The 15,835-nt window shown below is 33.7% G+C and carries 15 protein-coding genes; 6 read left to right on the forward strand and 9 right to left on the reverse strand.

Features of this window, described 5'->3' with window-relative positions:
• Positions 1-25: 25 nt before the first annotated feature.
• The 3 genes from CJ739_RS19665 to CJ739_RS19675 are packed head-to-tail and all read left to right on the forward strand — an operon-like array spanning position 26 to position 2,569.
• Positions 26-877: an ion transporter gene (locus tag CJ739_RS19665; protein ID WP_117178446.1), complete on the forward strand. Its 852-nt coding sequence runs from the start codon at positions 26-28 to the stop codon at positions 875-877.
• A complete protein-coding gene (miaA, locus tag CJ739_RS19670; RefSeq protein ID WP_117178448.1) occupies positions 870-1,772 on the forward strand; it encodes a tRNA (adenosine(37)-N6)-dimethylallyltransferase MiaA in 903 nt (300 codons plus the stop codon). Before CJ739_RS19665 ends, miaA begins: the two co-directional genes overlap by 8 nt.
• A 2-nt stretch (positions 1,773-1,774) precedes the next feature.
• Positions 1,775-2,569: a cation efflux transmembrane domain-containing protein gene (locus tag CJ739_RS19675; protein WP_117178450.1), complete on the forward strand. Its 795-nt coding sequence runs from the start codon at positions 1,775-1,777 to the stop codon at positions 2,567-2,569.
• A gap of 3 nt (positions 2,570-2,572) precedes the next feature.
• Here the strand turns inward: CJ739_RS19675 and CJ739_RS19680 are convergent, their stop codons facing one another.
• Genes CJ739_RS19680 through CJ739_RS19690 form a run of 3 tightly spaced genes read right to left on the reverse strand, consistent with a single transcriptional unit; the run spans position 2,573 to position 5,201 of the window.
• Positions 2,573-4,075, reverse strand: coding sequence for a hypothetical protein (locus tag CJ739_RS19680; protein ID WP_117178452.1), 1,503 nt, complete (start codon positions 4,073-4,075; stop codon positions 2,573-2,575).
• 12 nt (positions 4,076-4,087) lie between these two features.
• Positions 4,088-4,666 (reverse strand): hypothetical protein, encoded by a 579-nt coding sequence (locus tag CJ739_RS19685; RefSeq protein ID WP_117178454.1) that lies wholly within the window; start codon positions 4,664-4,666, stop codon positions 4,088-4,090.
• Entirely contained in the window at positions 4,650-5,201 is a 552-nt protein-coding gene (locus tag CJ739_RS19690) for an RNA polymerase sigma factor (RefSeq protein WP_117178456.1), read from the reverse strand. The genes CJ739_RS19685 and CJ739_RS19690 overlap by 17 nt, the downstream gene beginning before the upstream one ends.
• A 164-nt stretch (positions 5,202-5,365) precedes the next feature.
• Here CJ739_RS19690 and CJ739_RS19695 point away from each other — a divergent pair, with 164 nt between their 5' ends.
• From CJ739_RS19695 to CJ739_RS19705, 3 genes are all read left to right on the forward strand, one after another.
• Entirely contained in the window at positions 5,366-5,923 is a 558-nt protein-coding gene (locus CJ739_RS19695) for a DUF2911 domain-containing protein (RefSeq protein WP_117178459.1), read from the forward strand.
• Between the two features lie 122 nt (positions 5,924-6,045).
• Positions 6,046-7,938: an LTA synthase family protein gene (locus CJ739_RS19700; protein WP_335645414.1), complete on the forward strand. Its 1,893-nt coding sequence runs from the start codon at positions 6,046-6,048 to the stop codon at positions 7,936-7,938.
• Positions 7,935-8,819 (forward strand): diacylglycerol/lipid kinase family protein, encoded by an 885-nt coding sequence (locus tag CJ739_RS19705; RefSeq protein WP_117178463.1) that lies wholly within the window; start codon positions 7,935-7,937, stop codon positions 8,817-8,819. The genes CJ739_RS19700 and CJ739_RS19705 overlap by 4 nt, the downstream gene beginning before the upstream one ends.
• A 12-nt stretch (positions 8,820-8,831) precedes the next feature.
• Here the strand turns inward: CJ739_RS19705 and CJ739_RS19710 are convergent, their stop codons facing one another.
• The 6 genes from CJ739_RS19710 to mnmA form a co-directional block, all read right to left on the reverse strand.
• Positions 8,832-9,401 (reverse strand): phosphatase PAP2 family protein, encoded by a 570-nt coding sequence (locus CJ739_RS19710; RefSeq protein ID WP_117178465.1) that lies wholly within the window; start codon positions 9,399-9,401, stop codon positions 8,832-8,834.
• Positions 9,402-9,435: 34 nt separating this feature from the next.
• A complete protein-coding gene (locus CJ739_RS19715) occupies positions 9,436-9,663 on the reverse strand; it encodes a DUF8828 family protein (protein WP_117178467.1) in 228 nt (75 codons plus the stop codon).
• Between the two features lie 261 nt (positions 9,664-9,924).
• Positions 9,925-11,310 (reverse strand): MATE family efflux transporter, encoded by a 1,386-nt coding sequence (locus CJ739_RS19720; protein WP_117178469.1) that lies wholly within the window; start codon positions 11,308-11,310, stop codon positions 9,925-9,927.
• A gap of 703 nt (positions 11,311-12,013) precedes the next feature.
• Complete coding sequence (locus CJ739_RS19725) at positions 12,014-12,955, reverse strand: NAD(P)H-dependent flavin oxidoreductase (protein WP_117178471.1); 942 nt, start codon at positions 12,953-12,955, stop codon at positions 12,014-12,016.
• Positions 12,956-14,572, reverse strand: coding sequence for a S8 family serine peptidase (locus CJ739_RS19730; protein ID WP_117178473.1), 1,617 nt, complete (start codon positions 14,570-14,572; stop codon positions 12,956-12,958).
• A 29-nt stretch (positions 14,573-14,601) separates the two neighbouring features.
• Positions 14,602-15,789 carry a tRNA 2-thiouridine(34) synthase MnmA gene (gene mnmA, locus CJ739_RS19735; RefSeq protein ID WP_117178475.1) on the reverse strand — a complete coding sequence of 396 codons (1,188 nt, stop codon included), beginning with the start codon at positions 15,787-15,789 and terminating at the stop codon, positions 14,602-14,604.
• Between the last annotated feature and the right edge of the window lie 46 nt (positions 15,790-15,835).

Consider the following 15,835-nt stretch of genomic DNA (forward strand, 5'->3'; position numbering starts at 1 on the left):
TAAAAGATTTTTTACTTTTGAAGTTATGAGCATACAGCAAAAAAAAAACTGGAGAACAAAACTACACGAAATAATTTATGAAGCAGATACACCTGCAGGTAAGTTGTTTGATGTCGTTTTATTAATTACCATTATTGCTAGTATTTTGCTTGTAATGCTAGAAAGTGTCAAAAGTATTAATGCCAAGTATCATGACCTACTAAATATATCGGAATGGATAATAACCATTCTGTTTACCATAGAATATATTGTCAGAATTATAACCGTAAGAAAACCTTTTCGTTATATTTTTAGCTTTTATGGTATTGTAGATTTGCTTTCTACCATACCTAAATATATTTCAATAATTTTTGGAGGTGTACATGCCTTGGCTACATTACGTGCATTACGTTTGTTAAGGGTTTTTAGAATATTAAAACTAGTGCGTTATTTAGGAGCTTCCAACAATCTAGCAAGAGCTATAAAAGCAAGCCGTGCTAAAATATCGGTATTTTTATTTACTGTTATAATAGCCACGATTATTTTAGGCACCATTATGTATTTGGTTGAAGGTGAAGAAAACGGCTTTACAAACATCCCAAAAAGTGTGTATTGGTGCATCGTGACACTCACTACGGTTGGTTTTGGTGATATTGCACCCCAAACACCATTGGGGCAATTCATAGCTTCTTTAATTATGATTTTGGGTTATGGCATTATTGCAGTACCGACAGGTATTGTATCGGCTGAATATACCGCACAAAACAAACCAAAACAAGAACCTGAAAAAGACCAATGGCATCTTAATACGCAATCATGCCCTAATTGTTCTGCCGAAAAACATAAAGATAACGCCAAGTTTTGCTATAAATGTGGCCATAATTTACACCATGCCTAAATACCTAATCTCCATAGTTGGACCTACTGCCATTGGCAAAACAGCTTTAAGTATTAAATTGGCAAATTATTTTAATACTGAAATTGTTTCGGCAGACTCCCGACAGTTTTTCAAAGAAATGAGCATTGGTACTGCTGCGCCTTCAAAAGAAGAATTAGCCGCTGCAAAACACCATTTCATTCACCATAAATCTATTCAAGACAACTACAGCGTTGGCACTTTTGAAAAAGAAGCCATTAACTGTTTAGACAAGCTTTTTAAAACCCACGATGTTGTCATTATGGTTGGAGGCTCTGGTTTATATGTGGATGCCATAACCAAAGGATTGGACGATTTTCCCGAAGTTGATAGCAACATCAGGCAAACCCTAAATACCCATTTAGAAACCAAAGGACTCCCCTATCTTCAAAACCAACTTAAAGAATTAGATGCCGTTGCTTATAACACAATCGCTATCGATAATCCACATCGGGTTATTCGTGCCCTTGAAATTTGCATGGGCACAGGGAAACCTTATTCGTCGTTTTTAAAGAAGAAACATGTAAATCGTCATTTTAAAACCATAACTATCGGCTTAACTGCCGAAAGAGAAATCATCTACAACCGCATTAATCAACGTGTAGATGTCATGATGGAACAAGGCTTACTAAACGAAATTAAAAACCTACTTCCCTTTAAAGAATTGAACGCTTTAAATACCGTAGGCTATAAAGAATTATTTAATTATTTGGAAGGTGAATGGGAACTCGATTTTGCTATTTCAGAAATAAAAAAGAATTCCAGACGCTTTGCCAAACGCCAACTTACTTGGTTTAAAAGGGATAAAAACACCTTGTGGTTTGATTATTTGACCAATGTTTCAGAAATTATTAAACAAATTAATGAAGCAATTTAAGAATGGAAAAAACAATTTTTGAAATTACTAAAATGGATTGTCCATCTGAAGAAAACTTAATAAGAATGAAATTAGATGGCATATCAAACATAAAACACCTCGAATTCGATATTCCAAACCGAAAATTAACCGTTTTTCATTGGGGAGGCATTGATGACATAGAGCAATCCATTAGGGAGCTAAATCTGGGATGCAAAAAACTTGTATCCGAACAAAGTAACCAAACCAAATTTACCGATATTACAAACCAGAAAAAGCTACTTTACACAGTCCTTTTAATAAATTTTGGTTTCTTTTTAATTGAAATAACTACGGGCATCATTTCAAAATCGATGGGATTGATTGCTGATAGTTTAGATATGCTAGCAGATAGTTTTGTGTATGGGCTTAGCCTCATCGCTGTTGGCGGCACCTTAATTAAAAAGAAGAACATTGCAAAACTTGCTGGCTATTTTCAAATAACACTGGCTTTTATAGGATTTGTTGAAGTTTTAAGGCGCTTTTTTGGAAACGAAAAATTACCGGATTTTACAACAATGATTGTTGTTTCAGTTTTTGCCCTTATAGCAAACGGTATTTGCTTATACCTGCTACAAAAGTCAAAAAGCAAAGACGAAGCTCACATGAAAGCAAGTATGATTTTCACCTCAAACGATGTTATTATTAACCTCGGGGTTATAGTTGCTGGTATCATGGTAAATCTATTAAATTCCAACAAACCAGATTTAATCATTGGATCTGTTGTCTTCGTTTTAGTAATACAAGGTGCTTTTAGGATTCTAAAGCTTAGCAAGTAGTACTTATTGGAAAGTAAGATTGCTGTATTTAGCATTTACAACTATACTTTTTCCACTGCTTAAACTCCCTGTAGAAAAAGTTGATAAGGTCTCTTTTGAAGATTTTTTAGGGTGACTAAAACGGCTTTTATTTCCTTTGTACTGTAAACTACAAGCTGTTTTAGGAAGTGAAATGATAGCATTACTATTTTCAAGAATAATATTTAAATTAGTAAACGCATCGTCAATTTTTAAAATTTTTAAATCCCCAATATTTCCGTTTATAATAGCATTTCCTAACAAATTATTTATGGTAATGTTTGAAGAATTAGAATTTAAAACCAATTGTTTTACGTTACTCAATTTTACATTTTCAGCATAATTAAGGTTTAATTGTCCTAAATTCCAATAGGCTACATGTATCGGTGAGTACGAAGCATTAATGGAAGTAGAACTCCCATTAATGCTTTGCGCCGTAAACTTGGTATATGCCAAATCTGCTTTCAAGTTATCTATATTAGCAGCAAATTCTATTTCACCATATTTTACATTTACTTTTAATTTAGCACCTTTTGGCATTTTTATTTTAATGGTTTTTTTAACGTTTGTATTCGATTTTTCACTTACCATTTTTTCAATTAAAACACGTCTTTCGTCTGCAAGTTTTTCTCGTTCTTGCATATGCTTTTCACGTTCCTGCATATGCTTTTCTCGTATTTGTTCATGTTTTTCCTGCTCGATGGCCATACGTTCTTGCTGCTTCTCAAGTCTTTCTGCTTGCTGTTCCATACGCTTAGCAAACTGTTCGCCCCAAGCTTCCATTTGTTTTCCGTATTCTTCTTCCCATTTACCTTCAAACTTTTTAGCCCATGCTTCCATTTCCTTACCATACTTTTCGCCCCATTCCTTTCCGAATTTCTCACCCCATTTTTCCATATTTTTGGCATAATCTTTACCATACTTAGATTCAAACTTCTTGGAATACTCTTTTAAATATTTCTCACCATCTTTTTGATAAGCATCATAATCGAACTGCATGTTACTTATCCCTTCTGGTAAATTTGGTAATTCAGGCATTTCGGGCATCATGGGTAGTGCGGGTATTGGTGGCAGTTCGGGCAATGGGGGTAAATCTGCCAATTCGAACTTTAATTCTTTTAAAACGGCATGTACCGCATCATTAGCATGACCATTAATACTATGGAACCATGGATTGGAATCACCTCCTTTAGTTGAAATAGAGATGACACTTTTTGAAGCGTCAACGGTAATCTGCCAGTCTTTTAATGCTTTTTTTAGTGCATCACCACTTAGTTTTTCACCTTCGATATAAGCTTCTATCTCAACAGTGCTTTTATTCCAAGTATCAAAAACAATGTTTGTATAACTTGTGTTTAAATTGATGGTAACATCTTTGTTTACATCAATAGATTGTGCTGTCTTTGTTAGTTTTTGTTGAGAAAACAAAGAACCTACAACAAAAAAGCTTAAAACAAAAAGCGTTGTTTTTATAATTGATTTGTTCATTTTTTGATTTTTTTAGATGGATTGTTTTACTTCGTCAACCCCGGTTTCGGAAGTGTTTAATTCTTTTAATTGTGCTCTTAGACGATACAATAGATTTAAACGAAATTTCAAATTATCAATTAATGCATTGACTGTTAGTTCACTGGGACCAGATTGGGTTAACTCAACCGACAACCGTTTATATTCCTTATCAAGTTCCTCTAATTGAACAACATAGCCATCAAAAAGATCTTTAGTTTCTGGCGTATATTCTATTTTGGATAACTCTAAATTTATACTTGCTAAGTAGTAGTCTTCAACCTTTTTTAATCCTGGCGACACATCGCCCAATGTTTTGGTTTCAACAGTATTTGTATTTACGATTGTATTATTTGGTATTGGTGCTTCTTGTTTCAAAAAATTGTACGCACCAAAACCCAAACCCAAAAACACTACAATACTAGCCGCTATTTTTAACCTATTAAATTTAGATTTACTTTCTATTGGGAATGCATCATCTAACTTTTTAAGAAACCTGTTTTGATGATTTATTGGCATTTTTTCGTGCGTTTGTGCATCTTCTTTAAATAACTCTCTAATATCTTGTGCCATTTCTTTTAAGTGTTAACAGTTCTTGTAACTTTATTTTACCTCGAGATAGTTGTGTACGCGATGCAACTTCAGAAATATTTAAGATCTCTGAAATCTCTTGATGGTCGTAACCATCAATAAGATAGAGCATTACCACATACTGATACTTTTCAGGTAAGTTATTAATTGCCTTTTTTACATCGTTTAATGTAATGACGTCTTCTACCGACCATTTGTCGTCTTCTGAAGTATCTACAACTTTTAGGTGCACCTCATCTAATTCAACAAGCTGTTGTTTTTTAGATTTTAAGAAATCGATACTTTTATTTACGACAATACGTTTTAACCAAGCACCAAAAGTGACTTCTGCTTTGTACTGATTTAGCTTAGAGAATGCTTTAATAAAAGCCTCTTGCACCACATCTTCGGCATCATCGGCATCTTTCAAAAATCGTTTGGCAACACTATACATACCATCGCAGTACTGGTTGTATAACTGCAATTGTGCTTTCCGATTGTTTTGTTTACATTGTTCTATAATGTCAACCTGAAACATGCTAATTTTTCTTTTGGTTTTAGTTAGTTCATTTTAAAGACGACAAAAAAAGTGGAATGTTGCAAAAAATATTTTTAACGAATGAAACAAAACTAAAGAATTCTACGTTTGCATTTTAGAAATCATTACTTTTTAAAGTATATTTACCAAATAATATCCAGTTTATGAACACCTTTTTAAAACGCATTTTAATACTCTTAACCATTGTTGCCCTAGGCTTATTCTTATATTCTATTTTTGTTGAAAATATTTTTGAAAAACGTTTGAGTCCAAAAGACACTGTAAAGTTTGAACTAAACGATTTAAAACTCAAAGTGTTTTATAACAGACCTTACAAAAAAGGAAGGGAAATTTTTGGTGCCTTAGTGCCTTTCAATCAGGTTTGGAGAACAGGTGCCAATGAAGCGACTACCTTTGAAACCAATCAAGATCTGGAAATAAAAGGCATCCCCTTACCTGCCGGAAAATACACGCTATGGACAGTCCCTAGAGACAGCACCTGGACGGTACTTTTTAATTCTAAACAATACTCTTGGGGTGTAAATTCTGAAATGCAACCCATGTGGGATCCCAACTATGATGTTGTAGATGTTGAAGTACCCGTTAAAAAATTAAATTCGCCAGTAGAACAATTCACCATAGCTTTTGATAATTCTACTGATAGTTTAGCTCTAACCATGGCTTGGGATGATATTAAAATTGCTGTTCCGCTTAATGAATAAGCTATTAGAATTTATTCTTCAACAAAAAAAATATGTGGAATAAAATTTTCCCCAAACGTTTCGAATTACTAAAAGTATTTATAGTAATATTTATGCTACTTGCCTTTTTATTAAGGTTTTGTTTGACGTTTTGGTATTATCCACAAATAGATGCTTCTTTACCTATTTTGCTTAAAACCTTTTTGATTGGTTTTATATTCGACTTAGGCACCGTGTCTTTTTTTGCCTTACCGTATATTATTTATTTATTAATTATTCCTAAGAAACTATACGGTTCTATTTTCGATTGCACAGTTACCTACATAGCCTATGCTATTGGGCTTCTTGTTTTTCTTTTCTCCTTTTTTGCTGAAATTACCTTTTGGGAAGAATTTGAGCGTCGTTTTAACTTTATTGCGGTAGATTATTTGATTTACACCTACGAAGTTGTTAAAAACATTAATGAATCGTACCCCATTCCTATATTATTAGGAGCTATTTTAAGTGTACTGATTTTAATAATGTTCATTACTAAAAAAACAAACGTATTCAAAAAAACATTTAATAACGATACCGCATTTAAAGAAAAATTAATACCGTCAATAGTAATTTTTGCTATAGTCGCCATATTTGCCTTATTCATTAAAAATAAAGATGCCGAACAGTTTAAGAATAGATACAACAACGAATTAGCAAAAACGGGCATCTATTCTTTTTTTGCTGCCTTTAGAAGCAACGAATTATCGTATACCGAGTTTTATGTCACCATTGATGAGAATAAAGCTTTCGCCAATGTAAAACAGAAATTAAGCGCACCTAACAGCAAATTTTTGCAACCAAAAGAAAAGCAAATTTATAGAACTATAACACATGCCGATAGCTTACATCCAGCACAAAAGCCCAATGTTATTTTTATCTGTATTGAAAGTTTAAGTGCTTCTTATCTAAATTCGTTAGGAAGCGAATTAAAAATAACGCCAACACTCGATTCACTATCAAACAAAAGTTTGTTTTTCACCAACCTATACGCAACGGGCACACGCACTGTAAGAGGTATGGAAGCCATTACCTTGTCTATTCCACCAACACCAGGTAGAAGCATTGTAAAACGCGATAAAAACCAAGATTTATTTACTATTGGAGACGTGTTTAAAAAACAAGGTTACCAGCGTAATTTCTTTTATGGCGGCGATGGCTATTTTGATAATATGAACACTTATTTTGGTGGTAACGGATTTAATATTATCGACAGAGGAAGAGGCTTTTTGTTAGATTCAAGCATCAAAACAAAACGAACTAATATAGATGATGAGGAAGTAACTTTTGAAAATGCCTGGGGTGTTTGCGATGAAGATATTTATAGTAAAGTTTTAAAAGAAGCTGATGAAGCACATCTTACCGAAACGCCTTTCTTTAATTTTGTAATGACCACCTCAAACCACCGACCTTTTACCTATCCTGAAGGCAAAATTGATATTCCTTCTGGAACAAATAGAGAAGGTGCCATAAAATATACCGATTATGCCATTGGCGATTTTTTAAAACAAGCTAAAACAAAACCTTGGTTCAATAATACTGTATTTGTAATTATGGCAGACCACTGTGCCAGTAGTGCCGGGCGTTGGAATTTAAACATAGACAAGTACCGTATTCCCGCTATGATATTCAACCTAGAAAATGTAGCTCCTCAAAAAATAGAAAAATTAAGTTCACAAATAGACATGTTCCCTACCCTATTTGCACTTTTAAACTGGGACTACACTTCAAATTTATTCGGATTGGATATTATGAAAATGAAGAAGGAAGATGAGCGTGCCTTTATAGGCAACTACCGAAATTTAGGGCTTTTAAAAGACCAACAATTAATGATTTTAAGCGATCAACACATTGTTAATTATTATGAATGGGAAACAGACAACGATAATTTGATACCTAAAGCCATTAATACAAATCTGTTGGAAGAAACCATTTCGTTTTATCAAGCAGCAGATTATCTGTACCGTAATGACGGTCTCAAATCAAAAGATAGTCTGTGAGACATATACACTTTATTCTAAACCCTATAGCCGGAAATGGCAATAACAATCTAGATTTAGCGCTTCTTAATAAACATTTTAATACAAAGGACTTTACTATAGCTGTAAAGCCTACAGGTTATAAGAAACACGCTATTAAATTAACACAAGACTCCATAGCCGAAAATGCCGATGTTATTGTTGCTTGTGGTGGTGATGGCACTATAAACGAAGTAGCCTCTTGCTTAGTTAATTCCACTATTATTTTAGGTATTATTCCTATTGGTTCTGGAAATGGTTTAGCTTCTAATTTAAACATTCCAAAAAATTTAGATAAGGCGCTTGCTCTAATTAAAAAACAAACAGTAAAAAAAATTGATGTAGGCCAGTTAAACAACCATTACTTTTTTAGCAACACAGGCATTGGTTTTGATGCACAAGTAATAAAACATTACGAAGCCGCTAACAAAAGAACCCTAAGTAGTTATGTAAAAGCAACCCTGAAATCATTAAGAAAATCGAATAAACTTATTGAAGTTGAAACTACCTTAAATGGTGAAATTGTAAAGCAAAAACCGTTTCTTATTTTCATTTCCAACTCTAATCAAATGGGCTATAACGTAAGCCTAACCCCAAAAGCCTCGTTAGATGATGGCAAATTAGATGTACTTATTGTTCCTAAGTTAAGCTTTTTTAAAATAGCATTGTTTACGCTACTCATGCTTATAAAAAAACACCATATTTTAAAAGAAGTTGAAATCCATCAAACAAAAAGCATCAAAATTATCCAAAAAAAACGATTCTTCTTTCAAACCCAAATTGATGGCGAGTTCTTAATGATAAAAAATCGCACCATAGAGATTTCGGTACTCAAAAAGGCTTTAAATGTTATAGGGATTTAGAGACTGTTTAAATTAGGCAGAAACAAATCTTTTTAAAAGGTACTTTCCTAATTTATAAAATAAGAATCCACCTATAGCGCCAAAGGTTAAACCGCAAACAATATCTAACGGATAATGCACCCCTACATAAATTCTGCTATACGCCACAATAGCACTCCAAAAAAGCAAAATGAATATCAAGTTTTTATAATACGGTCGCAACATCAAGCCAGCAAAAACGGCTGCTGCCATAGAGTTTGATGCATGCCCAGAAAAGAACCCATACTTACCACAACGCACAGCAATAAAACGCATCTGGTCAATTAAATTTGCTTCGCCACAAGGTCTTGGTCTTTGAAAACCACGCTTAAATACATTGGTAATCTGGTCGGTAAACGTTATCATTAAAGCTACAAGAACTATAAAAACCAATAATGCTTTAAGTCCAAATTTTTTATATAACAAAAACAATAAAATAGCGTACAAAGGCACAAAAGTAACTTCATGCGTTATAACTAGCCACAAATTATCCCAAATTGGCGAACCTAAATTATTTAAAAATAAAAATAACTTGGTATCGTATTCTAAAAGTTTTTCAATCATTTTAATGCTTTTGGCGTTTTACTTTCGTACGCAATTACTCTTCGTATTTTAAAATTTCATTATCATAAAACTCGGTAGCCTGTTTAATCATGTTCTCGGTTTCGGCTAGTAGTTCCTTTTCATCTTCATCATCAAAATCTTCAAACCATTCAATCTCATCATCTTCAAGATTAATAATAAATCTAGGAAATTCGGTATGAATCACATAAATAGCGTTTGGATAATCGGTGTTATCGCCAAGTATAAATTTTGGAAGGTTCATTTTAAGTTATAAGTTGCAAGTGCCAAAAATGCACTTAAGTTATTTAATTAATCAAAGTTATAATTTATTCGCTATTGAAATAAAAACAGTCTATAATTTATTAATCATATTTATTCATTGGTATTGATTTCTTTTTATAGAACTCGTTTAAATTTTTTAAAATTGGCTAAAAAATATCCTTTTACACGCGCTTTTTGTCCTCCTCAAGTAGCCCTACTATTTGGGTGATTAAAAATTAATCATGGCTGTTTAATATCAAAATTAATTTTCAAAATGACTTTCTAAAATAAGCTTTTTAGTTAAATAATTAAATCGAATATACAATAAAATAGCCGCTGTTGTTAACCCAGCAAGTAAACCCAACCATATTCCAAAACTTCCAAAAGCGGTTTCTTTACCTAAAAACCAACTAATAGGAAACCCAATAAGCCAGTACGAAAAAAACGTAATAATAGTTGGTATCTTAACGTCTTGCAAACCACGTAACGCTCCTAAAACAATGACTTGAATGCTATCACTTATTTGAAAAATGGCCGCAGCAATTAATAATTTGGAGGCTATTTTTATTACTTCTGTATTATCAACTAAATTTTTTGCATCATCAAAATCTACATATAATTTTGGCAATTGGTTATTCAGCAAAAAGAACATGGCAGCAAAACAAAACGCTAAAATAATACCCAATAAAAATATTGAAAAAGCGATTCGACGTAAATAGATATAATTTTGCAAGCCTTTTTGGTTTCCTACACGTATCATAGCTGCTACACTTAACCCCGTAGCTACCATAAATGTCATGGAACTTAAATTTAATGCAATTTGATTCGCCGCTTGCGGATTTTTACCCAACAACCCGCTTAACCAAATAGCTGCCGTAAAAATTCCTACTTCAAAAAACATTTGCATGGCACTGGGCGAACCTAAATCTAAAATTCTCCTAAGCATTAATTTATTTAATACAAAAAACTTTATGTGGGTTACAAATGCTTTCGACTTTTCTTTTCGTTTAAGTAAAAACCATATATGCCAAACCATGATCATTCTTGATATTAATGTGCCATAAGCAGCTCCAACAATACCCATTTCCGGGAAACCAAATTTTCCGAAGATTAACAAATAATTAAAAACCACATTTAAAATATTCGCTACAATAGTGGCATACATGGGATAACGTGTCATAGACAAGCCATCGCTAAACTGTTTAAACCCTTGAAAAACGATTAAAGGGATCAATGAAAAGGCTACCAAATCTAAATACGGAATTGCTAACTCAACAACCTCTACAGGCTGCTTCATTAAATACATAAGCGGTTTCGCTAATAGCACTAATAGAAAAAGTGCCACACCAATAAATGTGCATAAAAACAATCCGTGCTTGAATGTAGATTTTCCTTTTTCAAAATTTTTCTCTGCATCGGCTTCGGCAATTAAAGGAGTTATGGCCGTAGAAAAGCCAATACCCAAAGACATGGCAATAAACATAAAACTATTGCCTAAAGACACGGCTGCAAGCTCGGCAGTTCCTAATTGACCAACCATGATATTATCTACAAAACTAACAAACGTGTGTCCCAACATACCCAACATAACGGGTGCCGCTAGTTGCCAATTATATGTAAATTCTTTGGTATAGTTTTTTAATTGCATTCTGCAAAAATAGGCTTTAGGAATAGCATAGACCAATTTTTCAAAAAAATCATTTTAGGCAAATAAACCATGGACTTGAAGTCCATAGTTTTGTTTGCAGACTAAAAGTCAAGGTTAGTTTGCAAAATTAATCGGTGAAATTTTACCGCAGATTCGCAAATTTTTATCATTTTAGGTAATTAATCTGCGAATTTGCGGTAAAAATTTTTAGAGCCTAAAAGGGTAATGCACTAAAGTGATTATTTTCAACTATTTATACGACAAATAAATTCATTAGTGTCCGATTAAAGATTCAAAACCGCTTTGCTAAAAGAAAATAGCATATAGACTAAATAGCAATAAATTAATATTCAGGTTCTATTCACATTTCTGTTTTAATAATTGTAAGTAACTAATTACTACAAACTGTAAGGCCACAAATCAGTACCCTCTTTAATAAATCCATTATCACTCTGTTTGTAGGGAATTGTAAAAATTTTATCGGACAACAATGAAATAAATTAACAAATGTTAATAATTTATAATAATATTAAAGGTTTTAACTGATAAATTTTTATAATTTAGCGAATTTTAAATCATTATCTTTAAGAATTTATAGCGCTTAAGGAACTCGTAGCTTTTGTTTTAGGGATTTAAAATATTAGGGCTTATTGTTTCAATATCCAAAAAAGGGAAAAAATTATTTTTCCCTTTTTTTCTTATTCTATAAATAAGCAACTTGCTCTTTAGCTAAATTAAATTCATGTAGTATATCTTCAACTATTTGAGCGACAGGTTTTATATCATGTATTAACCCGGAAATTTGGCCTATTTCAAGTTCTCCTTCTTCTAAATCGCCTTCAAACATGCCCTTTTTGGCACGTGCCCTACCTAGCAATGTTTTAAGCTCCTCAATAGTTGGTGCTTTTTTGTAAAGTTCTTGTATATCGCTATAAAATTTGTTTTTTATTAAGCGTACTGGTGCTAATTCTTTTAATGTTAATTGGGTATCGCCTTCTTTAGCATTTACTACAAGCTGTTTAAAAGCGCTATGTGCCGAACTTTCCGTACTAGCAACAAACCGGCTTCCAACCTGTACTCCATCGGCTCCTAATACCATTACTGCTAACATAGCACGACCTGTGGCAATACCACCTGCCGCTATTAATGGGATTTGAAGTTGTTCCTTAACCATTGGAATTAATGTTAGGGTTGTGGTTTCATCTCTTCCATTATGTCCACCTGCTTCAAAACCTTCGGCTACGACAGCATCTACACCTGCCTCTTGTGCTTTTAATGCAAACTTTACACTGCTGACCACATGTACGACTGTTATGCCGCGTTCTTTTAACCAAGTAGTCCATGTTTTAGGATTCCCAGCAGAGGTAAATACAATTTTCACACCTTCTTCCACTATAATATTCATGACCTCTTGAATATCTGGATACAACATAGGCACATTGACCCCAAAAGGTTTATTGGTTGCTTTTTTACATTTTTGAATGTGTTCCCTTAAAACTTCAGGATACATAGAACCTGCTCCTATAAGTCCCAAAATACCCGAATTACTTGCCGCAGACGCCAATCGCCAACCACTATTCCAAACCATACCCGCTTGAATTATGGGGTGTTTTATTTGAAATAATTGCGTGATTCTATTGGCCATTTAATGCTTAATTACTTTAATGGTTTTAGATGTATTTACAGATTCCAGTTTGATAAGATATATCCCACTTGATAATGATGACACATCCATTTGATTATTAGTAGGGGTAATGAATGCATGGGAAAGATGTTTCCCTAGCATATTGAAAATATTTACATCAACAAAATCTTCATTTGAAGCTAGTTTAAAATAAACAACGTCTTTTACTGGATTTGGAAAAACATTTATACTATTATCTCTAAAATTTTCATCAACAGATAGTGCTGAACTTAATGCTAATTGCAAGTCAGGAATACCATAGCCTAAAAGATAATCGGGTGTATTGTATTGTGAAGCTGATTCTCGAACCAACTGCATAATTTCGGCATTTGTTTTATCCGGCAAAGCTTGCCATAAACAGACGATGCCTCCTGCCATAATTGGCGAACTAAAAGATGTGCCACTACTGGTTGAAATAACATCATTTTCTGTAATAATAGCACTCGCTTGTCCTTGTGCTACAACATCTGGTTTTTGACTTGGTTGAATTGCGCTTCCTACCGAACTAGTCGACACATAATCACCTGAAGCATTTACAGCTCCCACCGTTAGTACATTTGGGGAGTCTGCAGGAGCACCAACGATTTGCCAACTATCATTCCCAGAGTTTCCTGCAGAATTTACAACCAGCATTCCTTTTTCAAAAGCAATATTAGCTCCTTTTGTAATAAAAGCGGTATTGCCATCCATATCCGCAGTTGTGTAACTGTAATTCGGATTATCGTAGGTAGTATATCCTAATGATGAATTTATTACATCTACTCCTAAACTATCGGCACGTTCTGCAGCTTCCACCCAATAACTTTCTTCAACAGGATTTTCATTAGGACCATCTTCAGTAGTAAATAAATAATAAGATGCGTCTGGAGCTATACCTACATACTGATCTTGTAAATAACCCGCCATAGTGCTTAATACCCATGTTCCATGATTACCAGTTGCATTGGTATAAATATCATCATCTCTATTTACAAAATCGTAATCGCCTAAAATATTTCCCGCATCACGTAATCGTTGAAAAGCAAGCATTGTATTTACATTTTTGAAGCCTCCATCCAAAACAGCTATCGTCATTCCTGTGCCTGTATAATTTGCCAAATGCAATTGGTCTCCTTTAATCATTTGAATTTGATTGCCAGCAGAACCATAATTAAAAGTGGTTAACGTTTCCGTGAATTTTGATTGTTGTTTTTGCTTAACTTTTTTTGAAGCATTCAAACTTTTGTCGGCAAATTCAATATGGTCTATAAAAGAAAAACTGATTAGCAAATTATTAATGTCGATTTCGCTACCTCTCACATGAACCGCATTAAACCATTTAGATTTTGCCATAACCGTAATACCAGTAGCTCCTTTAAGTTGTGAAATGTATGTTTCGTTTACTGGGACGTCGCGGGCATCAATAACAATATGGTGCCTATTTTTTCTATCAATGGCTTTTTGGGTCAAAATAGTTGTGGGGTTTGCAACTGAATTTGCTACATCTTGCTTGTCCTTTAAATACACCCAAGCATCTTGCTGCGCTAAAAGAATAAATGGAACGCACAGCAGCATTAAAAAAAGCAGATTTTTTTTCATTGTAAATATAATATTTAATTTACAGCAAGTTATGAAATAACTCCCGAACCTACTAACTCATCTTTTAAATACCATGCTACAAATTGTCCTTCGGTTATTGCCGACTGAAAAGCTTCAAATTCAACATACATACCACTGTCAACTTTATGCAAAACGGCTTTTTGTAGGGGTTGTCTATATCGGATTCTTGCTTGCACGTGCATGGTTTCGTCTACTTGCAAAGCCAAATCCTCACGTATCCAATGTAATTCTTCATTGGTAACAAATAGTGCCTTTTTCAGCAACCCTGGGTGTTCTTTACCTTGACCAGTATAAATAACATTGTCTTCTACATTTGTATCAATTACAAATAGAGGCTCTAAAGTACCTCCAACAGCCAAGCCTTTACGTTGGCCTTTTGTAAAATAATGTGCCCCTTGGTGCTTACCGACTACTTTACCTTGATCGACTCTATAATCTATTTTTCGTGACAGGTATTTTAATTTTTCTTCTTCCGAATCGAATTCTGGTTCAACTTCGCTAAATACAGATTGCTCTTTGGGAATTTCAACAATAATACCTTCTTTAGGCTTTAATTGCTGCTGAAGAAAATCGGGCAACTTTACTTTACCAATAAAACAAAGTCCTTGTGAATCCTTCTTTTCAGCAGTTACCAAATCGAGTTCCATAGCTATTTCCCTCACCTGAGGCTTCGTTAATTCGCCAATGGGAAATAAGGATTTTGATAATTGTTCTTGTGATAACTGGCATAAAAAGTATGATTGGTCTTTATTATCATCTACCCCAGTCAATAATTGATAAATTTCTTTACCATCTTTTTCAATAATACCTTTTCTACAGTAATGCCCTGTAGCAACATAATCGGCACCAAGTTCTAAGGCAATATTCATAAAAACATCAAACTTTATTTCCCTATTACAAAGCACATCTGGGTTTGGTGTTCTTCCCTTTTCGTACTCATGAAACATATAATCGACAATACGTTCTTTATATTGTTCACTTAAATCGACTGTTTGAAAAGGAATACCCAATTTTTCGGCAACCAACATCGCATCATTACTATCATCCAACCAAGGGCATTCGTTAGAAATAGTCACCGAATCATCATGCCAGTTTTTCATAAACAAACCAATCACTTCATAGCCTTGCTGCTTTAACAAATAAGCTGCTACGCTAGAATCTACACCACCTGAAAGCCCTATAATTACCCGTTTCATCTGTTTATATTTATTGTTATTTTATCGGTCAGATGTTACATCCATA

It is taken from the genome of Mariniflexile sp. TRM1-10, assembly GCF_003425985.1.
In the GTDB taxonomy this organism is placed as follows: Bacteria; Bacteroidota; Bacteroidia; order Flavobacteriales; family Flavobacteriaceae; genus Mariniflexile.

Bases quoted from the DNA above. Each gene is read 5' to 3' on its own strand.
- CJ739_RS19665 (WP_117178446.1), top strand. From the start codon at position 26: ATGAGCATACAGCAAAAAAAAAACTGGAGAACAAAACTACACGAAATA.
- miaA (WP_117178448.1), top strand. From the start codon at position 870: ATGCCTAAATACCTAATCTCCATAGTTGGACCTACTGCCATTGGCAAA.
- CJ739_RS19675 (WP_117178450.1), top strand. From the start codon at position 1,775: ATGGAAAAAACAATTTTTGAAATTACTAAAATGGATTGTCCATCTGAA.
- CJ739_RS19680 (WP_117178452.1), bottom strand. From the start codon at position 4,075: ATGAACAAATCAATTATAAAAACAACGCTTTTTGTTTTAAGCTTTTTT.
- CJ739_RS19685 (WP_117178454.1), bottom strand. From the start codon at position 4,666: ATGGCACAAGATATTAGAGAGTTATTTAAAGAAGATGCACAAACGCAC.
- CJ739_RS19690 (WP_117178456.1), bottom strand. From the start codon at position 5,201: ATGTTTCAGGTTGACATTATAGAACAATGTAAACAAAACAATCGGAAA.
- CJ739_RS19695 (WP_117178459.1), top strand. From the start codon at position 5,366: ATGAACACCTTTTTAAAACGCATTTTAATACTCTTAACCATTGTTGCC.
- CJ739_RS19710 (WP_117178465.1), bottom strand. From the start codon at position 9,401: ATGATTGAAAAACTTTTAGAATACGATACCAAGTTATTTTTATTTTTA.
- CJ739_RS19715 (WP_117178467.1), bottom strand. From the start codon at position 9,663: ATGAACCTTCCAAAATTTATACTTGGCGATAACACCGATTATCCAAAC.
- CJ739_RS19720 (WP_117178469.1), bottom strand. From the start codon at position 11,310: ATGCAATTAAAAAACTATACCAAAGAATTTACATATAATTGGCAACTA.
- CJ739_RS19725 (WP_117178471.1), bottom strand. From the start codon at position 12,955: ATGGCCAATAGAATCACGCAATTATTTCAAATAAAACACCCCATAATT.
- CJ739_RS19730 (WP_117178473.1), bottom strand. From the start codon at position 14,572: ATGAAAAAAAATCTGCTTTTTTTAATGCTGCTGTGCGTTCCATTTATT.
- mnmA (WP_117178475.1), bottom strand. From the start codon at position 15,789: ATGAAACGGGTAATTATAGGGCTTTCAGGTGGTGTAGATTCTAGCGTA.